Origin of the sequence: Rhodococcus sp. X156 (assembly GCF_004006015.1) — a bacterium.
Lineage (GTDB): Bacteria > Actinomycetota > Actinomycetes > Mycobacteriales > Mycobacteriaceae > X156.
In genome coordinates this window covers 1,772,512-1,792,065 of the sequence record NZ_CP034766.1, presented here as the reverse complement: position 1 = coordinate 1,792,065, position 19,554 = coordinate 1,772,512, and the positions used below count along the sequence as shown (strand labels likewise).

Below are 19,554 nucleotides of genomic sequence, written 5' to 3'. Positions count from 1 at the left end.
CCGAGCCCTGCCGGCCGGGCACCATGGCGCTAGGGGGTGGTCATGGTGCCCGGGCCGACGGGCTAGAGCTCCGCCACCCCGTCGCCCTCCGCGCTCAGCGGTGCCCACGGCGCACCACCCACCTCGGGTTGCTCGCCGCGGACGAAGGCCGCCCAGGCGGCTAGGTACGGCGCGCCCACCCGCTGCACGTCTGCCCAGGACCACCCCGCGAGCATGGCCGCCCCGGCCCACGCGCGCTCGGTGCCCACCAGGAACGGCAGCTCGCTGCAGTGCACCGCGCCGTAGGGGGAGGCGGGTGCGCTGGTGCGGCTGAGGTAGCGGTACACCTGCGCACCGGCTCCGGTGAGGAGCTCCACGAAGCTCTGCAGCGGCTGCGCGTACGCCGGCTGGTTCAGCTCCTCGGCGACCAGCCCGGTGAGCACCCGCAGGCCGGCCGCGCGAGCCTGCACCTGGCGCCGCAGCTGCTCCTCGTCGGGCACCCCGCCGGCGCCGGCGATGGGCAGGAAGAGCAGCCCCTCGGAGCCAGCGGCGTTGATCACCCGCTCCTGCGCGTCGAGCACCGCGCTCACCGGGGCTGTGCGGGGGTCGGTCGCCAGTGCCTCGAGGAAGCGGGCCCCGGTCTCTGCGGCGTGCTCCGCCCGGTCCAGCCCCAGCCCCAGCGGTGGGCTCTGCAGGATGGCCGACGTGAACAGGCCCTCGGTCTCCGCCATGCCCAGCAGCACGGCGATCAGGTGCGCCCCGGCCGACTGGCCCGCCACCGTCACCCGCTCCGGGTCCCCACCGAAGGCGGCCGCGTTGGCCTGCACCCACTGCAGCGCGGCCACCACGTCCCAGACCGCCAGGTTGCCCTCGCTGAGCCCCGGTGAGCGCAGGAACCCCAGCGCACCCAGCCGGTAGGTCACCGAGACCACCACGGCGTCCGCGGCCGTGCTCAGCCGCACCCCGTCGTACATGTCCCAGGTGCCGGCGCCCACGTCGTAGCCACCACCGGGAACCCACACCAGCACCGGACGACCGGATCCCTCGCGGTCGGGCACCGTCACGGTGAGGTTCAGGCAGTCCTCGGCCTGCGGCCGGGGCTCGGGAGAGCCGATGACGACCTCCAGGCTGGAGGGCAGCTGGGGTGGCACCGGGCCGCCGGTGGGCTCCCGCACTCCGCTCCACGGGGGCACCGGCTGGGGCCGGCCGAACCGCTCGGCGGCGGCGTAGGGGACCCCCCGGAAGAGCACGCACCCGCGCTCGGGGGTGCCCCGCAGCGTGCCCGCGCTGGTGCTGACCTCGTGTGCCATCTGCTGCCCCTGTTCCTCGACCGTGCCGGTGTTCCCGTCCCGGCATGATCCCAGCCGTCCCCACCCCGGACCGGTACAGACCAGGGTCGCTTATCGCATAGACTTTGCAACAACTGATACCAAGCAACTGGGGTCTTCATGCCACTGGCGGCTGCCGCACACGGCCCGGCTCCGGTCGACCCGGCCCAGCTCGGCCCCGAGCAGCGCCACGCCGGCCAGCTCGGCTCGGACCCGCTCGGCCTGGACGCGCGACGCACCCGGAACCTGTGGTGGGTCGCCGGCCTCGCCGGTCTGCTGGTGGTCAGCGTGCTGGCTGGGGTGGGCATCGGCGCCGTCTCCATCTCCCCGCTCACCGTGCTCAAGATCGTGGGCCACCAGGTGTTCGGGCTGCCGGGGGAGGTGACCTGGCGCGGTACCGAGGAGGCGATCGTCTGGCGGGTCCGCCTGCCGCGGGTGCTCCTCGGGGTGGCGGTGGGCGCCGGGCTGGCGGTGTGCGGCGCCGCGCTGCAGGCCATGGTGCGCAACATGCTGGCCGACCCGTACCTGCTGGGCATCAACTCCGGGGCCTCCAGCGGTGCCGCGGCCGCCATCCTGTTCGGCTTCGGGGCCGGCTTCGGTGAGCACGCCCTCACCACCAGCGCCTTCCTGGGCGCCCTGGCCGCGTCGCTGCTGGTCTTCCTCGTCGCCCGCACGTCGGGGCAGGTCACCTCGGTGCGGCTGCTGCTCGCCGGCGTCGCGGTGGGCTACGTCCTCTACGCCACCACGGCGTTCCTGATCTTCGCCTCCGGCTCGGCCGAGGGAGCCCGGTCGGTGCTGTTCTGGCTGCTGGGCTCGCTCGGGCTGGCGCAGTGGGGGGCGACGCTCGCGGTGGTGCTGGCCGTGGCCGCGCTGGCCGTGGGCCTGCTCACCCTGTGGGGCTCGCGGCTGGACGCGCTGGCCATCGGCGACGAGACCGCCCGCACCCTGGGGCTCTCGCCCACGGCGTTTCGCACCCAGCTGCTGGTGCTGGTGTCGCTGTGCGTCGGGGTGCTCGTGGCCGCCTCCGGCAGCATCGGCTTCGTCGGGCTGGTGGTGCCCCACCTGGCCCGGCGGGTGGTGGGCGCCGCGCACAGCTGGTCCATCCCGGTCTCGGCGCTGATGGGCGCCATCTTCCTGGTGTGGGCCGACCTGTTCGCCCGCGTGGTGCTGCAGCCGCAGGAGCTGCCCATCGGCATCGTCACCGCCCTGGTGGGCGCACCGTTCCTGCTCTACCTCGTCCGCAACCTGCACGCCGCCTCGTGAGGAGCCCTGCCATGTCCCCGTCCCGCACCCGAGGTTCGCTGGTGGCTGCCCTCTCGGCGGGGCTGCTGCTGCTCGCCGGGTGCGGCGCCGGAGTGGGCGGCGAGTCCGCCAGCGCTGTCGAGGGCTACCCCCTGACGGTGCGCAACTGCGGCGCCGAGGTCACGCTCGACGCACCCCCCGAGCGAGTGGTGATGCTGAAGAGCTCGGCGGTTCCGTACCTGCACGCCCTCGGACTGCTGGACAAGGTGGTCGCCCGGGCCGGCGCCTACCCGGCGGAGTACTACGACGAGGCCACCCGCGCCGAGCTGGACAAGATCCCGCTGCTCACCGACAAGACGGACACCGCCGGGCACCTGCAGATCTCCAAGGAGGTGGTCATCGCCCAGGAGCCCGACCTGGTGCTCGGCGAGATTGACAACCTCAACCGAGACACCCTGGCCGCCGCCGGCATCCCGCTGCTGGAGGAGCCGGCCATGTGCGCCGAAGGGGTGCGCAACCCCTCCTTCGACGAGGTCTACCGCCAGATGACCTTCTACGCCGACGTGTTCGACGTGCCCGACCGCGGGGCCGCTGCTGCCGCCGGGCTGGCGGAGCGAGTGCGCACCCTCACCGCGTCGGTGGACGCCAGCACCCAGCGCACCGCGGCGGTGCTGTACCCGACGGTGGGGGCGGCACCACCTACGCCTACGGCTCCCGCAGCATGGCCCAGCCGCAGCTGGCGGCGGCCGGGCTGCGCAACGTCTTCGCCGACGTCGACGAGCGCACCTTCGAGGTGACCCGGGAGGAGCTGATCGGGCGCAACCCTGACGTGCTGGTGCTGCTGCACACCGACGGCAGCCCCGCCGCGGTGGCCCAGGCGATCACCTCCATGCCGGGCGCGCAGGACCTGAGCGCGGTGCGCAACAACCAGGTCCACGTGCAGCTGTTCAACTTCACCGAGCCGCCCACCCCGCTGTCGCTGGACGGGCTGCAGAAGATCCGCGAGCGGTTCGGCCAGTGATCACCGCCCACGACGTCGCCTTCGCCTACGGGCGCAAGCAGGTGCTGGCCGGCATCGACCTCACCGCGCAGCAGGGGCAGGTGGTGGGGCTGCTGGGCCCCAACGGCAGTGGCAAGACCACCCTGCTGCGCACCCTCTACGCCTCGCTGCGCCCCTCGGCCGGCGCCGTGCACCTGGACGGCCGCGACGTCGCCGCCCTCGGTGCGCGGCAGATCGCCCGCGAGGTGGCCGTGGTGGTGCAGGAGCACAGCAGCGACCTGCCCCTGCGGGTGGCGGACATGGTGTTGCTCGGCCGCACGCCGCACCGCGGGACCTTCGAGCGCCACCGCGCCGAGGACCACCGCATCGCCGCCGACGCGCTGGCCCGGGTGGGCGTGGCGCACCTGGCCGGCCGCCAGTACGCCGAGCTCTCCGGCGGGGAGAAGCAGCGGGTGCTCATCGCCCGCGCCCTCACCCAGCAGGCCACCCACCTGCTGCTGGACGAGCCCACCAACCACCTCGACATCCGCTACCAGCACGAGATCCTGGACCTGGTCCGTGGCCTGGAGAGCACCAGCGTGGTGGTGCTGCACGACCTGAACCTCGCGGCGCTGTACTGCGACCAGGTGGCGCTGCTGCACGACGGCCAGGTGGTGGCCGCCGGCACTCCGCACGAGGTGCTCACCCCCGAGATCCTCGAGCCCGTCTACGAGGTCGGCGTTCGCCGCATCCCGCTGGGTGAGCAGTTCCAGCTCGCCTTCCGCCCGCACCCGTCCCCACACCAGGAGAAGCAGACCGCATGACCAGCACCGACCCGAGCACCGTCCAGGCCAACCTGAACGAGTACTGGACCGCCCGTTCCGCCCCCTACGACGAGTACCAGGAGCGCCCGGAGCGCCGTGAGGCCGACCGTGCGGCGTGGACCGACATCTGGCGCGACGCACTGCCGGCCGCTCCGGCGGACGTGCTCGACGTGGGCACCGGCAGTGGCTACGTTGCCCGCGTCATCGCTGACCTGGGCCACCGGGTGGTGGGCACCGACCTGGCCGAGGGCATGCTCGGGCGCGCCCGCCAGCACGCCGAGCGGATGACCAACCCGCCCCGCTTCGAGCGCGGCGACGCGGTGGCCCCGGACTTCCCGGCCGGCTCCTTCGACGCGGTGGTCAACCGGTACGTGATGTGGACGCTGCGTGACCCCGCCCAGGCGCTGACCCGCTGGCACGAGCTGCTGCGCGACGGGGGAGTGCTCGCCGTGGTGGACAGCACCTGGTTCCCGCAGGGCCTGCACACCGGCGCCAGCCCCGAGTTCGCGCGGCTCTACGACGAGCAGGTCCGCCAGTCGCTGCCGCTGGCCGAGGCCACCTCCATCGACGCCACCGTGGCTGCGGTGGAGGCCGCCGGCTTCGACCAGGTGACGGCCACGCCGCTCACCCGGATGCTCGAGCTGGACCAGCGCTACGGCGTGGCGCCCAACCACGAGGTGCAGGTGCAGCACCTCATCACCGGCCGCGCCCGCAAGAGCTGACCGCTCAGGGCCGATCGCTCAGGGCCGCACCGCTCAGGGCGGGGCGGCGCTGGCGGCGGGCCCACCACCAGCAGCGTCTCGCGGAGCAGCCGGTGCAGCACGGGGCGCGCGGAGGCCCACCGGAGCGTGGGCGCGGTGGTCACCGACCGGCCGCTTGCGGCGCCGGCAGCCCGGCGGCCAGGCTCGCGAGCGCGCGGCCGAGGGCGTCGAGCAGCGAGTCCGTGGGCTCCGGCTGCGCCCACCGGGCCACGGTGACCCGGAAGGCGGCCATCACGTGCGCCGCCACCAGGGCCGGGTACTCGTGGTCGGCCGGCAGCCCGGTGCGCGCCGCGACGGCAGCGGCCAGCCCGCTCCTCGTCCACGAAGCACTGCAGCAGGTGCGGCAGCAGCTGGGGGTTGGCGCGCACCACCTCCGCGCGGTCGCGCCAGGTGGCGCGGTCACTGCCCACGGCGTCCACCAGGCTGGGCAGCAGTGCTCGAACCGCGCCGAGGGGGCTCTCCTCGCCCGGGCGCTCGCGCAGCGCCTGCACGGCTGACTGGCACACGCCGACGGTTCGACCGAGCAGCGCCTCCTCCTTGCTGGCGAAGTAGTTGAAGAACGTGCGCGCGGAGACGTTGGCGGACGCGGCGATGTCCTCGACCGTCACCGCCGACACCCCGTGCGCCAGCACCAGCCGCACCGCAGCAGCCTGCAGCCCCGCGCGGGTGGCCTCCTTCGTGCGCTCGCGCAGACCCGGGGGAACTGACTGTTCGTTGCCCATGCGAACGAGTCTTGCCGCCTACTTGCAGTGACTGCAAACATGCGCACCGTGCAGTCGGTCACACGACCACGTGTCCGTTGACACCCATGTTTCGATTAGAAATACTGCTAACTGTCAGTCGGTCGGGGTGGCCGACCCCCGGGTACCGCTGCGTGCCGTCCTCCACGAACGGAGCCACATGAGTCGCATGGCCGGCAAGACGGTGCTCGTCACGGGCGCCGGCACCGGGATGGGACGGGTGCACGCCGTGCGCCTGGCCCAGGAGGGGGCCGACGTGCTCGCCCTGGACCTGCCCGGCACGGCGTCGGTGGCCAACCTGGCGGCGACGGCCGACCTGGTGGCCGAGACCGGCCGCCGGGTGGTCACCGGCACCGCCGACATCCGCGACCTCGACGCGCTCACCGCCGCCGTGAGCGCTGGGGTTCGCGAGCTGGGGCCGCTCGACGTGGTGGTGGCCAACGCGGGGATCACCGACAACCCGGGGCCGTCGTGGACGGTCGACGACGCGGCGTGGCACCGGTCCCTCGACGTCAACCTCACGGGCACCTGGCACACCGTCAAGGCCGGGGTGGCCGCGCTGAGCCCCGCGGGCGGGTCCGTCGTCATCGTCAGCTCCACCGCCGGCATCAAGGCCGTGCGGGGCGCGTCCCCTTACTCGGCGGCCAAGCACGCGGTCACCGGGCTGGCCAAGACCCTGGCCAACGAGCTGGGGCCGCGGTCGATCCGGGTGAACACCGTGCACCCCGGGGCTGTCGCCACCGCGATGACGCTCAACCCGGCCACCTTCGCCCGGCTGCGCCCCGACCTGGCGAGCCCGACCGTCGCCGACGTGGCCCCGGTCCTCGCGGCCAAGAACCTGCTGCCCGTGCCGTGGGTGGAGGCGGAGGACGTCAGCAACGCCGTGCTCTTCCTCGCCTCCGACGAGTCGCGCTACGTCACCGGGCTCCAGCTCGTGGTCGACGCCGGACTCACCCAGAAGGTGGCCTGATGAGCGGGCGGCTGGCGGGCAAGGTCGCGCTGGTCACCGGCGCGGCGCGGGGGATCGGGCGCGCCCAGGCGGTGCGGTTCGCGGAGGAGGGTGCCGACGTCATCGCCGTGGACGTGTGTGCACCCGTCGAGCACGCCACCACCCCGCCCGCCACGCCCGCGGACCTGGCGGAGACCGTCCGCCTGGTGGAGTCCCTCGGCCGCACCATCTGCGCCGGCCAGGCCGACGTTCGCGACCAGCAGGCGCTCTCCGCCGCGGTCGACGACGGCGTCGCCCGGCTGGGCCGCCTGGACGTCATCTGCGCCACCGCCGGGATCAGCTCCTCGGGCCCGGCGGTGGAGATGGGGGCCGAGCAGTGGCAGACGATGCTCGACGTCAACCTCACCGGCGTGTGGCGCACCTGCAAGGCCGGCATCCCGCACGTGATCGACGGCGGACGCGGCGGCTCGATCGTGCTGGTCAGCTCCATCGCCGGGCTGCGCGGCCTGGTCAGCGTGGGCCACTACACAGCGGCCAAGCACGGGGTGGTGGGGCTGATGCGCTCGCTGGCCCAGGAGCTGGCTCCGCACCAGGTGCGGGTGAACACCGTGCACCCAGCCAACACCCGCACGCCGATGATCCAGAACCCCGGCACCATGCGCACCTTCCGGCCCGACCTGGCCTCGCCCACACAGGAGGAGTTCGAGGTCGGGGTGCAGTCGATGCACCTGCTGCCCGTGGCCATGCTCGAGCCGGTGGACATCGCCAACGCCAGCCTGTTCCTGGCTTCCGACGAGGCGCGCTACATCACCGGCGTCACCCTGCCCGTCGACGCAGGGCACTGCATCAAGTGAAGCGAGGAGATCTGCGATGACCGACCAGCCCACCCTGCACCCCGAGGTGGCGGCGATGCTCGCCACGCTCAACGCGGGCTTTCCCGACGTCACCACGGTGCCGCCGACCGAGCTGCGCGCGGCCATCCAGGCCCGGCGGGCACCACTGGCCCGCCAGCCGGACATGCGCGCGGTGCACGAGGTGTCCATCGACGGGCCCGGTGGCGACCTGGCGCTGCGCGTGTACCGGCCGCACCTGGACCAGCCGGACCTGCCGGTGGTCGTGTTCGCCCACGGCGGGGGGTTCGTGTTCTGCGACCTCGACAGCCACGACGAGCTCTGCCGCTCCATGGCGCAGGGGGTGGGCGCGGTGGTGGTGTCGGTGGACTACCGGCTCGCGCCCGAGCACGTCGCGCCCGCGGCCCACGACGACGTGTACGCGGCGCTGGAGTGGGCGGCCAAGCACGCCGACGAGCACGGCGGCGACCCCACGCGCCTGGTGCTCGCCGGCGACAGCGCCGGCGGCAACCTTGCGGCCACGGTGGCCATCGCCGCCCGCGACCGCGGCGGCCCGGCGGTGGCCGCCCAGGTGCTGCTGTACCCGGTGATCGACGACGACTTCGAGACCGACTCCTACCAGCGGTTCGGCACCGGCTACTACAACACCGAGTCGGCGATGCGGTGGTACTGGCAGCAGTACGCCCCGCACGGCACCGCCGACGCCCGGGTCGTGCCCACTCGGGCCCAGACTCTTGCCGGGCTGCCGCCCGCCGTCGTGGTCACCGCTGAGCTCGACCCGCCGTGCTCCTCCGGTGACGCCTACGCGCAGCGGCTGGACACCGACGGGGTGCGGGTGCTCCACCGCCGCTTCGACGGCTTGTTCCACGGCTTCCTGACCTTCTCCGCGCTGTCGTTCACCGAGCCGGCGCGGCAGGAGATCTGGACGATGACGCGCGAGGCGCTGGGCCGGTAGCGCCCGGGTGCCCGAGGCCGACCCGGCTCAGGTGCGCCAGCTCGCCGCGGAGTCCAGCCGGGGCAGGTGGTGGGTGGGGCCTCGCTGGCCGCCACCTTCCGTGAGCTCGGCCTGATCGACGAGCACCTGCTCCACGTCAGCCCGGTGATCCTTGCTGCCGGCCGACCGCTGTTCCCCGCCACTGGGCTGCGCACGTGGGTGACGCCGCTGCGACCACGACCTTCTGCAACGGAGTGGTGATGTTCCGCTACGGAGCGTCTGAAAGTCCGGCCTGACCGGCAAAAACCCTGCAGCATCACGCACCGTCCCCGTACGGTCCACTGTGTACGCATGGGGAAGCGAGGTGGGGACCTCGCTGGGGGGATGCCGGGGGGCACCTGATGATCCGTCTTGTCATTTCTGCTGTGGTCGCACTGATCCTGGGGCTGGGTGCGCCGCTGCACGCAGAGGCAGCCGGCACGCTGCGCTACGTCGCCCTGGGCGACTCCTTCGCCGCCGGGCCGGGTCTGGCACCGATCACCGACGGCGCCTGCGGCCGCGGTCAGGGCTATCCCGAGATCGCGGCCCGCGCCCTGGGCGCCACCACGTTCACCAACGCCACCTGCTCGGGGGCGCGGGTGGAGCACATGGCCGGCGTCCAGCCAGGCAGCCGCGGGCCCCAGCTCGACGCCCTGCGGCCAGACACCGACCTGGTCACGCTGAACCTGGGGCTCAACGACTCCTACGTGCTCTGGACCATCCAGGTCTGCGCCTACCTGCAGTGGCTGGCCCCCGGCGGGGCGCCCTGCACCGTGCTGCTCAACCCGCTCGGCTTCAACCTGGTCGGCAGCCACCTGCACGCGCAGGCCGGGTCCCTCGACCAGACCCTGCAGGCGATCCACCAGCGCTCCCCCCGGGCCAAGGTGCTGGTGGTGGGGGTGCCGGCGGTCGTGCCCGACCAGCCGTCGGCCTGCCCCGACGGCCCCTACGGGCCCGGCGACATGCCGTACTTGTCGGGGGTGGTTCGCGAGCTGAACACCATGCTCCGGGCGCGGGCCGCCGCCAATGCGGCGACCTTCGTGGACACCTACACCCCGAGCGTGGGTCACGACGCGTGCCAGCAGCCGGGGATCAAGTGGATGGAGGGTCCGGCCCTCGTGCACGAGGGCGTCGCGCTGCACCCCAACCACGCCGGGATGGCGGCATCCGCAACGGCCGTCGTGCGCGCAGCCCAAGGCTGAACGACGGCTGACCCGGCCGCTGCGTGAGACGGGCTGCGAGGGGACGGGCCGGCGCTGCTACGTTGACCAAGCGCCCGCTCAACTGCTCTGGTGGTTGGCTGCGCACCACCGTGGCCCGCCCGACGAGGAGATGCAGTGACGGTGACGACCCAGCGACGCTTCACCGGCCGCCGCGCCCTGGTCACCGGAGCCAGCCGGGGCATCGGCGCAGCGGTCGCCGAGCGCCTCGCCGCCGAGGGCGCCGACGTGGTGATCACCGCCCGCACCCTGCACGAGCACGACCACCTCAGCGGCAGCCTCTCCGAGACGGTGCAGCGACTCGCGCGGTACGGCACCACGGTCGCGGTGCTGGCCGCGGACCTCACCGACGCCGACGCCCGTGCCACCCTGGTTGCGCTGGCGTCGGAGAAGCTCGGTGGCCCGGTGGACGTGCTGGTGAACAACGCGGCGGCGGCCATCTACCAGCCCCTGGCCGACTTCCCGCTGCGGCGGAGCCGACTGGTGTTCGAGGTGAACGTGCACGCACCGCTGGACCTCATGCAGCAGGCGCTGCCCGGCATGCGCGCGGGCGGGCAGGGCTGGATCGTCAACCTCTCCAGCGCCAGTGCCCGGCTGCAGGAAGGGCCGCCATTCACCCTCGTCGAGCCTGGCACGGCGCTGGCGGTGTACGCGGGGTCCAAGGCGGCCCTGAACCGGATCACCAACGGCATGGCCGCGGAGGTGCACGGCACCGGCATCCGGGTGAACACCGTGCAACCCCGAGCGGCGGTGCTCAGCGAGGGTGCGGCCGCGCTGGTCGGTGACACCATCCGCCCCGACCAGGTGGAGTCCATGGAGCAGGTGGTGGAGGCGGTCACCGCGCTCTGTGCCTGTCCAGAGGACGTCACCGGCCGCACGGGCGTGAGCCTGGACCTGCTGCGGGAGTGGCAGCTGACCGTGCACGGGCTGGATGCCCGGCCCCTCGAGACCCGCCCCGCTGAAGGAGCCCCGTGATGGAACCCGTGATCGTCGACCTCGCCCGCACACCGTTCGGGCGGCGAGAGGGCTGGCTGTCGTCGATGCACGCCGCCGAGCTGCTCGGCCTGGCCCAGCGCGGCGTCCTGGAGCGCACCGGGGTGGACCCGGAGACGGTCGACCAGGTGATCGGTGGGTGCGTCACGCCGATCGGCGAGCAGTTCGGCAACGTCACCCGCACCTCGTGGATGCACGCCGGGCTGCCGCACGGCGCCGGCTGCACCACCATCGACGCCCAGTGCGGCACCGCCCAGCAGGCCGTGCAGCTGATGGCCGGTCAGATCGCGGTGGGCGCGGTGGAGGTCGGCGTCTCCTGCGGCGTCGAGCTGATGTCGCGAGTGCCGCTCACCGCCAAGTCCGGCAAGGGCCTGGGCACCCCCCGGCCGGAGAGCTGGTCGCTGGTCACGCCCGACCAGTACACCGCCGCCGACCGCATCGCGGCCAAGAACGGCTTCACCCGCGAGGACCTGGACGCCTTCGGTCTCCGCTCCCAGGAGCGCGGCCGGGCCGCGTGGGACGCTGATCGCTTTGCCCGGCAGATCATCCCGGTGACGCGGCCGGACGGGGAGACGGTCAGCCGGGACCAGGGGCTGCGGGAGACCAGCATGGAGCTGCTCGGGCGGCTGCGGCCGGTGAAGGACGGCGGGATGCACACCGCGGGCACGTCCTCGCAGGTCTCCGACGGTGCCAGTGCCGCCCTGCTGATGTCCCGCGAGCGGGCGAGCGCGCTGGGCGTCACCCCGCGGGCGCGGATCCTTGGCCAGTGCGTGGTGGGCGGCGACACCGAGCTGATGCTCGACGGGCCCATCGCCGCCTCCCGCACGGTCCTGGGCCGCCTCGGCATGTCCATCGGCGACATCGACGTGTTCGAGGTGAACGAGGCCTTCGCCTCGGTGCCGATGTCCTTCGCCCGGGCGCACGGGCTGGACGCCGAGCAGCTCAACGTCAACGGCGGTGCCATCGCGCTGGGCCACCCCGCGGGCGCCACCGGCGTGCGGGTGATCGCCACGGCGCTGGAGGAGCTGGAGCGCACCAACCAGCAGACCGCGCTGGTGGCGATCTGTGCCTCCGCGGCGACCACCTGCCTGGTGCTCGAGCGCCTCTGAGCCCAGTCTCGACGGCGCTAGCTGGCGTCGCGGTAGCGCCACATGGTCAGCGAGCCGAAGAACGCCGTCCACACCGCAGCCGCGAACAGCGTCCAGAACACGCTGGAGCCCACCGGCGTGCCGCCCATCAGCGCGCGCACGGCGGTGACCAGGTGCGTCACCGGGTTGACGTCCACAAAGGCCTGCAGCCAGCCCGGCATGGTGGCAGGGTCGACGAAGATGTTGCTGCCGAAGGTGAGCGGAGTGATGACGAACATGCTCACGCCCATCACCGCCCCCGGCGTGCGCAGCAGCAGGCCCAGGAACGTCCAGACCCAGCTGAGGCCGAAGGCGAACACCAGGATCAGCAGCACGCCGAGCACCACGCCGACGGCGCTGTCCGGGCGCCACCCGAGGATGAGACCCAGCGTGATGGTGACCACGCAGGAGATGGTGAAGCGCACCGCGTCCCCCAGCAGCATCCCGACCAGTGCCGAGGGCCGCCAGATGGGCAGCGACCGGAAACGGTCGAAGACCCCCCGGTCGATGTCGGTGCGCAGGGTGCTGCCGGTGTACATCGTGATCATGATGACGCCCTGCACCAGGATGCCGGGCAGCAGGAACTGGATGTAGTCCTCGGTGCTGCCGGCCAGCGCGCCACCGAAGAGGAACGTGAACAGCAGCGTGAACATGATGGGGAACGCGGTCACGTCGAAGAGCTGCTCGGGGATGTGCTTGATCTTGAGCAGCGCCCGCCAGCCGAAGGTGAGCGAGGTGGCCAGCGGCCCGGGGGGAGTGGGCCGCTCGCTGCTGGCCAGCGCCGCGACGATGGTGGACCTCTGCGGCTGCTGCGCTGGGTCCTGCGCGGGATCTCCGTGTGCGGTGGTGCCCGCCTGGATGGTCATGCCGCGTCCTCCTGGTCGGCGTCGTCGTTGCCTGCCTCGACGGCGGCGTGGCCGGTGAGCGACAGGAACACCTCGTCGAGGGTGGGTTGGCCCAGCGCGAACTGGGCGAGCTCGATGCCCGCCTCCTGCAGGGCACCGAGCGCCCGCGGCACCGGCGCGGTGCTGTCCACCTGCACCCCGAGCGCAGTGGGGTCGGTCTCCTCCCGCACCGCCACGCCCAGCTCGCGCTCGAGCACCTGCCGGGCGGCGGGACGGTCGTCACGGTCGAGCACGCGAACCTGCAGCGAGCCGGACCCCACGGAGGCCTTGAGCTCACCCGGCGTGCCCTCGGCGATCACCGTGCCGTGGTCGATGACGCTGATGCGGTCGGCGAGCTGGTCGGCCTCGTCCAGGTACTGCGTGGTCAGCAGCACCGTGGTGCCGGTGTCCACCATCGCCCGGATGATGTCCCACACCTCGTTGCGGCTGCGCGGGTCGAGACCGGTGGTCGGCTCGTCCAGGAACAGCAGCTCCGGAGTGACCACGATGCTGGCCGCCACGTCGATCCGTCGCCGCATGCCGCCGGAGTACTTCTTCACCTGCCGGTTGGCTGCCTCGCCGAGGCCGAACGCCTCGAGCAGCTCGTTGGCCCGCCGAACCGCGCCCGCCCGGGAGTAACCGAACAGCCGCGCGATGAGCCGCAGGTTCTCGCAGCCGGTGAGGTCCTCGTCCACCGACGCGAACTGCCCGGTGAGGCTCACCCGGCTGCGCACCGCGGTGGCCTCGGCGACCACGTCGCGCCCGAGCACCCGGGCGGTGCCGCCGTCGGGCCGGGTCAGGGTGGCCAGCATCCGGATGGTGGTGGTCTTGCCGGCGCCGTTGGGCCCGAGGAAGCCGTGCACCCCGCCCCGCGGGATGGCCAGGTCGATGCCGTCGACCGCACGGTTGGTGCCGAACAGCTTGAGCAGGTCGTGGGTCTCGATGGCCAGCTCGTCCGAGGCTGGCGGTGGTTTCCGGTCAGTCGTCATCCGGGCTCCTCAGGAAGGGGGCGGTGGTGCTCCGTCCTCCCTGAGACGCCTGGGGCAGGAGCAACTCATCGGTCGGCGCCCCGGCGAGCCTCGGTCAGCCGGAGACGTAGGCGGCGAGGTGCTCGCCGGTGCGGGTGCTGCGGGCGGCGACCAGGTCAGCCGGGGTGCCCTCGAAGACGACCCGCCCGCCGTCGTGGCCGGCACCCGGGCCGAGGTCGATGATCCAGTCGGCGTGCGCCATCACTGCCTGGTGGTGCTCGATGACGATCACCGACTTGCCAGAGTCCACGAGCCGGTCGAGCAGACCGAGCAGCTGGTCCACGTCGGCGAGGTGCAGGCCGGCGGTCGGCTCGTCCAGGATGTAGACCCCGCCCTTCTCGGACAGGTGGGTGGCCAGCTTGAGCCGCTGCCGCTCGCCGCCGGACAGCGTGGTCAGCGGCTGACCCAGGGTGAGGTAGCCGAGCCCCACGTCCCGCAGGCGCACCAGGATCCGGTGGGCGGCAGGCACGCTGGCGGCACCGTCCGTGCTGAAGAGCTCCTCGGCCTCGGCCACCGGCATGGCCAGCACCTCGCTGATGTCGCGCTCGCCCAGGTGGTGCTCCAGCACGTCGGCCTGGAACCGCTTGCCCTCGCAGCTCTCGCAGGTGGTGGCCACGCCGGCCATCATCGCCAGGTCGGTGTAGATGACGCCGGCCCCGTTGCAGGTGGGGCAGGCGCCCTCGGAGTTGGCGCTGAACAGGGCGGGCTTGACGCCGTTGGCCTTGGCGAAGGCCTTGCGGATGGGGTCGAGCAGGCCGGTGTAGGTGGCCGGGTTGCTCCGGCGGGAGCCGCGAATGGCCCCCTGGTCCACCGCCACCACCCCCTCGCGGGCGGCCAGGGAGCCGTGGATCAGCGAGCTCTTGCCCGACCCGGCCACCCCGGTCACCACCACCAGCACGCCCAGGGGCACGTCGACGTCGACGTCGCGCAGGTTGTGCGCGCTCGCGCCTCGGATCGACGCGGCACCGGTGGGGGAGCGCACCTCCTGCTTCAGCGACACCCGGTCGTCGAGGTGGCGGCCGGTGGTGGTGGCGCTGCTGCGCAGCTGCTCGACGGTGCCCTCGAAGCAGACGCTGCCGCCGGCCGTGCCGGCACCGGGGCCGAGGTCGACCACGTGGTCGGCGATGACGATGGTCTCCGGCTTGTGCTCCACCACGAGCACCGTGTTGCCCTTGTCCCGCAGGCGCAGCAGCAGGTTGTTCATGCGCTCGATGTCGTGCGGGTGCAGGCCCGTGGTGGGCTCGTCGAAGACGTAGGTGACGTCGGTGAGGGAGGAGCCGAGGTGGCGGATCATCTTGGTGCGCTGCGCCTCGCCGCCGGAGAGCGTGCCCGAGGGCCGGTCCAGGGACAGGTAGCCCAGCCCGATCTCGTCGAAGGAGCTGAGCAGGTGGCGCAGCCCGGTGAGCAGCGGCGCCACCGACGGCTCGTCCAGCGCCCCCACCCAGGCGGCGAGGTCGCTGATCTGCATCGCGCACAGGTCGGCGATGCTCTTGCCGTTGATGGTGGACGAGCGGGCACCCTCGTTGAGCCGGGTGCCGTCGCAGTCCGGGCAGGTGGTGAAGGTGATGGCCCGCTCCACGAAGGCGCGGATGTGCGGCTGCATGGAGTCGACGTCCTTGGCCAGCATGGACTTCTGGATCTGCGGGATCAGGCCCAGGTAGGTCAGGTTGATGCCCTCGACCTTGATCTTGGTGGCCTCCTTGTGCAGGAGGGCGTCGAGCTCCTTGGTGGTGTAGTCACGGATCGGCTTGTCCGGGTCGAACCAGCCGCAGCCGCGGAAGATGCGGCCGTACCAGCCGTCCATGCTGTAGCCGGGAATGGTGAGAGCACCCTCGTTGAGCGACAAGCTGTCGTCGTAGAGCGCCGAGAGGTTGACGTCGGTGACGGAGCCGCGGCCCTCGCAGCGCGGGCACATGCCGCCGGTAATGCTGAAGCTGCGCCGCTCCTTGGTCTGCTTCCCGCCACGCTCCACGGTCACCGCGCCGGCACCGGAGAGGGAGGCGACGTTGAAGGAGTACGCCTGGGCGGAGCCGATGTGCGGCTGGCCGAGCCGGCTGAAGAGGATGCGGAGCATGGCGTTGGCGTCAGTGGCGGTGCCCACCGTGGAGCGGGGGTCAGCTCCCATGCGCTGCTGGTCCACGATGATCGCGGTGGTCAGCCCATCCAGCAGGTCCACGTCGGGCCGGGCCAGCGTGGGCATGAAGCCTTGCACGAAGGAGCTGTAGGTCTCGTTGATCATCCGCTGCGACTCTGCGGCGATGGTGTGGAACACCAACGAGCTCTTGCCCGAGCCGGAGACGCCGGTGAACACCGTGAGCCGGCGCTTGGGGATCTCGACGTCGACGTTCTTGAGGTTGTTCTCCCGGGCACCGTGCACCCGGATCACGTCGTGGGTGTCGGCCACGTGCGTGTCGGGGGTGGGGAGGTTCATGGCGTCACGCTAGCGGTGGCAGCACCGCTGTGGGGTGCGTCAGAGGTCGATCCAGCCCATCACCAGTCCCGCGACGCCGGCGGCGGCACCGAGCAGCGAGATGCCGAAGATGACCAGCTCGCGGGGCGCGAACACCCTGCGGCCCTGTTCGCGGCGCACCATCACGAACAGCAGCGTGGAGCACGCGTAGACGATGAAGGAGAGCAGCAGGAGGTCCACGCCGGCCGCCGAGAGCAGGAACGTGACGTACAGCGTGGCGAGCGCCGACACGGCGTACTCGCGGGCGTGACCCTGGGGTCGCTCCGTGTAGGTCTCCCGGGTGACGGCGAGCTTGAGCGCGTAGGCGGCCGCGAGCAGGAGCGGGACGAGGACCAGGGCGCTGGTGAGGTTGAGGGCGAAGGTGAAGGCGTCCTCGGAGAACATCGTGAGGAGCAGCACCACCTGGGCGAGGAGGGTGGACATCAGCAGTGCCGGACCGGGCACGCCCGCGGTGTTCGCCCGCCCCAGGAAGCGGGGCATGTCGTGGTCGGCCGCGGCCACGTAGAGGACCTCCGCCGCCATCAGCGTCCAGGCGAGGTAGGCGCCCAGGACGGCGACGAGCAGGCCCACGCTGATGAACACGGCGCCCCACTCGCCGGTCGCCTCCTCGAGGATGCCCGCCATCGTCGGCTGCCGCAGGGCGGCGATCTCCGCGGCGGGCAGGACCCCGTAGGAGACGATGGTGACCGAGGCGAAGATCGACAGCACCACCAGGAACCCCAGCACGGTGGCGCGTCCGACGTCCTTGCGGCGGCGGGCGTGGCGGGAGTAGACGCTGGCCCCCTCCACCCCGAGGAAGACGAACACCGTGACCAGCATGGTGGCGCGGACCTGCTCCGGGAGCGTGCCCAGCCCGCCCGACCCGGACCAGTTGTCGACGAACACCTGGGGGTCCAGCACGAACAGGGCCAGCAGGACGAAGACCACGATCGGGACCAGCTTGGCCACGGTCACCGCGCGGTTGATGGCCGCAGCCTCCCGGACACCGCGCCGCACCAGCAGGTAGAACACCCACACGCCGGCGGAGCTGACCGCCACCGCCAGGGGCGTGTCGCCGGACCCGAGGCCCGGGAAGACCGCCCCCGCGGTGGACGTCATGAGCACCCAGTAGGTCACGTTGCCCACGCACGCACTGGCCCAGTAGCCGAACGCGGAGAAGAAGCCCAGGTACTCGCCGAAGCCGGCCTTCGCGTAGGCGTACACCCCGGCATCGAGCTCCGGCTTGCGCATCGCCAGGTTCTGGAAGACCAGCGCGAGCATGAGCGTCCCGGAGCCGGCGATGCCCCACACGATCAACGCACCGGCCACCCCCGTCTCGGAGGCGAAGCGACCGGGCAGGGAGAACACCCCCGCCCCGACCATGGACCCGACGACCAGTGCCGTCAGCGTCAGCATCGACAGCGTGGGGGTGCGCGCGACCGTCGTCTCCGTCGATGCCATACCACTCCTGAAGCGCGTGCGATCGTGTCCGCTCAGTTGTACTCGCGCGCCGGAGGGCGGCTGATCCGGCCTCCCTGCCCTTGTCCGGCCGACGCCCACGTCGTGATGTGCATCACTTCCATCCGCGAGGCGAGAAGCCTTGCCCGCCACGGCCAGGACGGAGGGTGCTCGCCGCCACCAGTGCCCTGACCTGCGGATTCAGGCCGTGTCGCGACGCAGGTCGAGCGGGTGGAGCGCGGGGCCAGCCGGCGCGCGGGCCGACGGCCGGCCGCCCGGCCGCAGAGGTTCCCCCTTCCCCTTTGACTCACTATGAGATTAAAGTGGGAATCACCGTGAGACGAAGGAGTGGGACATGAACACAGGCACGCTGACCGCCACCGAGCAGGCCCCTGTCGCCCAGGCCGAGGTCACCCAGGCCCCGTCCACCGCACTGCTGACCGACCAGTACGAGCTGACGATGCTGCAGGCCGCCATCGCCGACGGCGTCGCCGAGCACCGCGCGGTCTTCGAGCTCTTCGCCCGCCGGCTGCCCACCGGGCGCCGCTACGGCGTCGTCGCGGGACTGGGCCGCTTCCTCGACGCCCTGGCGCACTTCCGCTTCACCGACGCCCAGGTGGACAAGCTGGCGGCGCGGGGCGTGGTCGACGACGCCACTGCGGACTACCTGCGCGCCTACCGCTTCAGCGGCAACATCGACGCCTACCAGGAGGGCGAGGTGTACTTCCCTCACTCGCCGGTGCTGACCATCGAGGGCACCTTCGGCGAGTGCGTGCTGCTGGAGACCCTGGCCCTGTCGATCCTCAACCACGACAGCGCGATCGCCTCCGCCGCTGCCCGCATGGTGCACGCCGCCGGTGGACGCACCCTGATCGAGATGGGCTCGCGCCGCACCGGGGAGCAGGCCGCGGTCGCCGCCGCCCGCGCCGCCTACCTCACCGGCTTCACCGCCACCTCCAACCTGCAGGCCGGCGACGTCTACGGCGTGCCCACCACCGGCACGGCCGCGCACGCCTTCACCCTGGCCCACCGCGACGAGCGGGCGGCGTTCGCCAGCCAGGTCGCCGCCCTGGGCACTGCCACCACGCTGCTGGTGGACACCTACGACATCCCCACCGGCATACGCACCGCTGTGGAGGTCGCCGGCACCGACCTCGGCGGGGTGCGCCTGGACTCCGGGGACCCGCGGGTGGAGGTGCCCGCAGCCCGAGAGCTGCTGGACGCCCTCGGTGCGGTGAACACCCGCATCGTGGTCAGCTCCGACCTGGACGAGCACACCATCGCCGAGCTGGCCGAGGTCCCGGTCGACGGCTACGGCGTCGGCACCCGCCTGGTCACCGGCTCGGGTGCACCGACGGCGGAGATGGTGTTCAAGCTGGTCGCGATCGCCGACGAGCCGGGCCTGGACACGGCGCTGCGCCCGGTGGCCAAGCGCAGCAGCAGCAAGGCCAGCGTCGGCGGCCGCAAGCGGGCCCGCCGCATCCTCGACGACGACGGCGTCGCCGTGGCTGAGCACGTCACCACCCGCTACCTGATCAGCGACGTCACCGCCGCGGTGCCGACCGGTCGCGCCCTGCAGGTCCCCGTCGTGCGCGACGGGGTCCGGGTGCACAACCCCAGCATCGACGACATCCGCGCCCACCACCGCGGGGCGATGGCCGAGCTCACCACCGACGACCTGGACCTGGCTCCCGGCGCGCCCCGACTGATCGGCGGCGAGCAGTGATCACCGCCCCGCCCCCGAGCACCACGACCACCGGAAAGGACAC

18 protein-coding genes and 1 pseudogene are annotated in these 19,554 nt (G+C 72.5%); 13 read left to right on the top strand and 6 right to left on the bottom strand.

All coding sequences use genetic code 11. From position 1 onward, the window contains the following. Positions 1 to 62: 62 nt before the first annotated feature. Positions 63 to 1,289, bottom strand: a complete 1,227-nt coding sequence (locus ELX43_RS08430; RefSeq protein WP_127782985.1) for a carboxylesterase family protein — start codon at positions 1,287 to 1,289, stop codon at positions 63 to 65. A gap of 138 nt (positions 1,290 to 1,427) precedes the next feature. Between ELX43_RS08430 and ELX43_RS08425 the strand changes: the two genes are divergently transcribed. The 5 genes from ELX43_RS08425 to ELX43_RS08410 are packed head-to-tail and all read left to right on the top strand — an operon-like array spanning position 1,428 to position 5,074. Beyond that, the gene (locus ELX43_RS08425; protein WP_127782984.1) at positions 1,428 to 2,570 is read left to right on the top strand and encodes an iron ABC transporter permease; all 1,143 of its coding nucleotides are present in this window, start codon (positions 1,428 to 1,430) and stop codon (positions 2,568 to 2,570) included. Positions 2,571 to 2,581: 11 nt separating this feature from the next. Next, positions 2,582 to 3,346 (top strand): ABC transporter substrate-binding protein, encoded by a 765-nt coding sequence (locus tag ELX43_RS18215; RefSeq protein ID WP_206518148.1) that lies wholly within the window; start codon positions 2,582 to 2,584, stop codon positions 3,344 to 3,346. Beyond that, on the top strand, positions 3,271 to 3,570 hold the full coding sequence (locus tag ELX43_RS18210; RefSeq protein WP_206518147.1) for a hypothetical protein: 300 nt from the start codon (positions 3,271 to 3,273) through the stop codon (positions 3,568 to 3,570). Before ELX43_RS18215 ends, ELX43_RS18210 begins: the two co-directional genes overlap by 76 nt. Positions 3,571 to 3,611: 41 nt before the next feature. Continuing rightward, positions 3,612 to 4,352 (top strand): ABC transporter ATP-binding protein, encoded by a 741-nt coding sequence (locus ELX43_RS08415; protein ID WP_241249887.1) that lies wholly within the window; start codon positions 3,612 to 3,614, stop codon positions 4,350 to 4,352. Then, positions 4,349 to 5,074, top strand: coding sequence for a class I SAM-dependent methyltransferase (locus ELX43_RS08410; protein WP_127782982.1), 726 nt, complete (start codon positions 4,349 to 4,351; stop codon positions 5,072 to 5,074). The genes ELX43_RS08415 and ELX43_RS08410 overlap by 4 nt, the downstream gene beginning before the upstream one ends. Here the strand turns inward: ELX43_RS08410 and ELX43_RS17995 are convergent. Beyond that, positions 5,005 to 5,835, bottom strand: a complete 831-nt coding sequence (locus ELX43_RS17995; RefSeq protein ID WP_127782981.1) for a TetR/AcrR family transcriptional regulator — start codon at positions 5,833 to 5,835, stop codon at positions 5,005 to 5,007. The two genes, ELX43_RS08410 and ELX43_RS17995, sit on opposite strands and share 70 nt — an antisense overlap. A gap of 178 nt (positions 5,836 to 6,013) precedes the next feature. Here ELX43_RS17995 and ELX43_RS08400 point away from each other — a divergent pair, with 178 nt between their 5' ends. The 7 genes and pseudogenes from ELX43_RS08400 (at position 6,014) to ELX43_RS08370 (ending at position 11,948) form a co-directional block, all read left to right on the top strand. After that, complete coding sequence (locus ELX43_RS08400) at positions 6,014 to 6,823, top strand: mycofactocin-coupled SDR family oxidoreductase (RefSeq protein ID WP_127782980.1); 810 nt, start codon at positions 6,014 to 6,016, stop codon at positions 6,821 to 6,823. Then, positions 6,823 to 7,656 carry a mycofactocin-coupled SDR family oxidoreductase gene (locus ELX43_RS08395; protein WP_127782979.1) on the top strand — a complete coding sequence of 278 codons (834 nt, stop codon included), beginning with the start codon at positions 6,823 to 6,825 and terminating at the stop codon, positions 7,654 to 7,656. The genes ELX43_RS08400 and ELX43_RS08395 overlap by 1 nt, the downstream gene beginning before the upstream one ends. Beyond that, positions 7,613 to 8,608 (top strand): annotated as a pseudogene (locus ELX43_RS08390) (alpha/beta hydrolase); the annotation flags it as partial. The gene ELX43_RS08395 and the pseudogene ELX43_RS08390, both read left to right, overlap by 44 nt. Positions 8,609 to 8,674: 66 nt before the next feature. After that, positions 8,675 to 8,848: a dihydrofolate reductase family protein gene (locus ELX43_RS08385; protein WP_127782978.1), complete on the top strand. Its 174-nt coding sequence runs from the start codon at positions 8,675 to 8,677 to the stop codon at positions 8,846 to 8,848. A gap of 164 nt (positions 8,849 to 9,012) precedes the next feature. Then, the gene (locus tag ELX43_RS08380) at positions 9,013 to 9,828 is read left to right on the top strand and encodes an SGNH/GDSL hydrolase family protein (RefSeq protein WP_164860618.1); all 816 of its coding nucleotides are present in this window, start codon (positions 9,013 to 9,015) and stop codon (positions 9,826 to 9,828) included. A 135-nt stretch (positions 9,829 to 9,963) separates the two neighbouring features. Beyond that, complete coding sequence (locus ELX43_RS08375; RefSeq protein WP_127782976.1) at positions 9,964 to 10,821, top strand: SDR family oxidoreductase; 858 nt, start codon at positions 9,964 to 9,966, stop codon at positions 10,819 to 10,821. Continuing rightward, a complete protein-coding gene (locus tag ELX43_RS08370; RefSeq protein ID WP_164860617.1) occupies positions 10,818 to 11,948 on the top strand; it encodes a steroid 3-ketoacyl-CoA thiolase in 1,131 nt (376 codons plus the stop codon). Before ELX43_RS08375 ends, ELX43_RS08370 begins: the two co-directional genes overlap by 4 nt. Before the next feature lie 17 nt (positions 11,949 to 11,965). On the opposite strand, the gene ELX43_RS08365 is transcribed toward ELX43_RS08370, so the two are convergent. The 4 genes from ELX43_RS08365 to ELX43_RS08350 form a co-directional block, all read right to left on the bottom strand. Beyond that, positions 11,966 to 12,832 carry an ABC transporter permease gene (locus ELX43_RS08365; RefSeq protein WP_127782974.1) on the bottom strand — a complete coding sequence of 289 codons (867 nt, stop codon included), beginning with the start codon at positions 12,830 to 12,832 and terminating at the stop codon, positions 11,966 to 11,968. Beyond that, positions 12,829 to 13,839, bottom strand: coding sequence for an ATP-binding cassette domain-containing protein (locus ELX43_RS08360; protein ID WP_127782973.1), 1,011 nt, complete (start codon positions 13,837 to 13,839; stop codon positions 12,829 to 12,831). The genes ELX43_RS08365 and ELX43_RS08360 overlap by 4 nt, the downstream gene beginning before the upstream one ends. A gap of 94 nt (positions 13,840 to 13,933) precedes the next feature. Beyond that, on the bottom strand, positions 13,934 to 16,309 hold the full coding sequence (locus tag ELX43_RS08355) for an excinuclease ABC subunit UvrA (RefSeq protein ID WP_127782972.1): 2,376 nt from the start codon (positions 16,307 to 16,309) through the stop codon (positions 13,934 to 13,936). Between the two features lie 39 nt (positions 16,310 to 16,348). Next, positions 16,349 to 17,788, bottom strand: coding sequence for a basic amino acid/polyamine antiporter (locus tag ELX43_RS08350; RefSeq protein WP_127782971.1), 1,440 nt, complete (start codon positions 17,786 to 17,788; stop codon positions 16,349 to 16,351). Between the two features lie 352 nt (positions 17,789 to 18,140). On the opposite strand from ELX43_RS08350, the gene ELX43_RS08345 reads away from it, so the two are divergent. Further along, a complete protein-coding gene (locus tag ELX43_RS08345; RefSeq protein ID WP_127782970.1) occupies positions 18,141 to 19,511 on the top strand; it encodes a nicotinate phosphoribosyltransferase in 1,371 nt (456 codons plus the stop codon). The last annotated feature ends 43 nt before the right edge of the window (positions 19,512 to 19,554 follow it).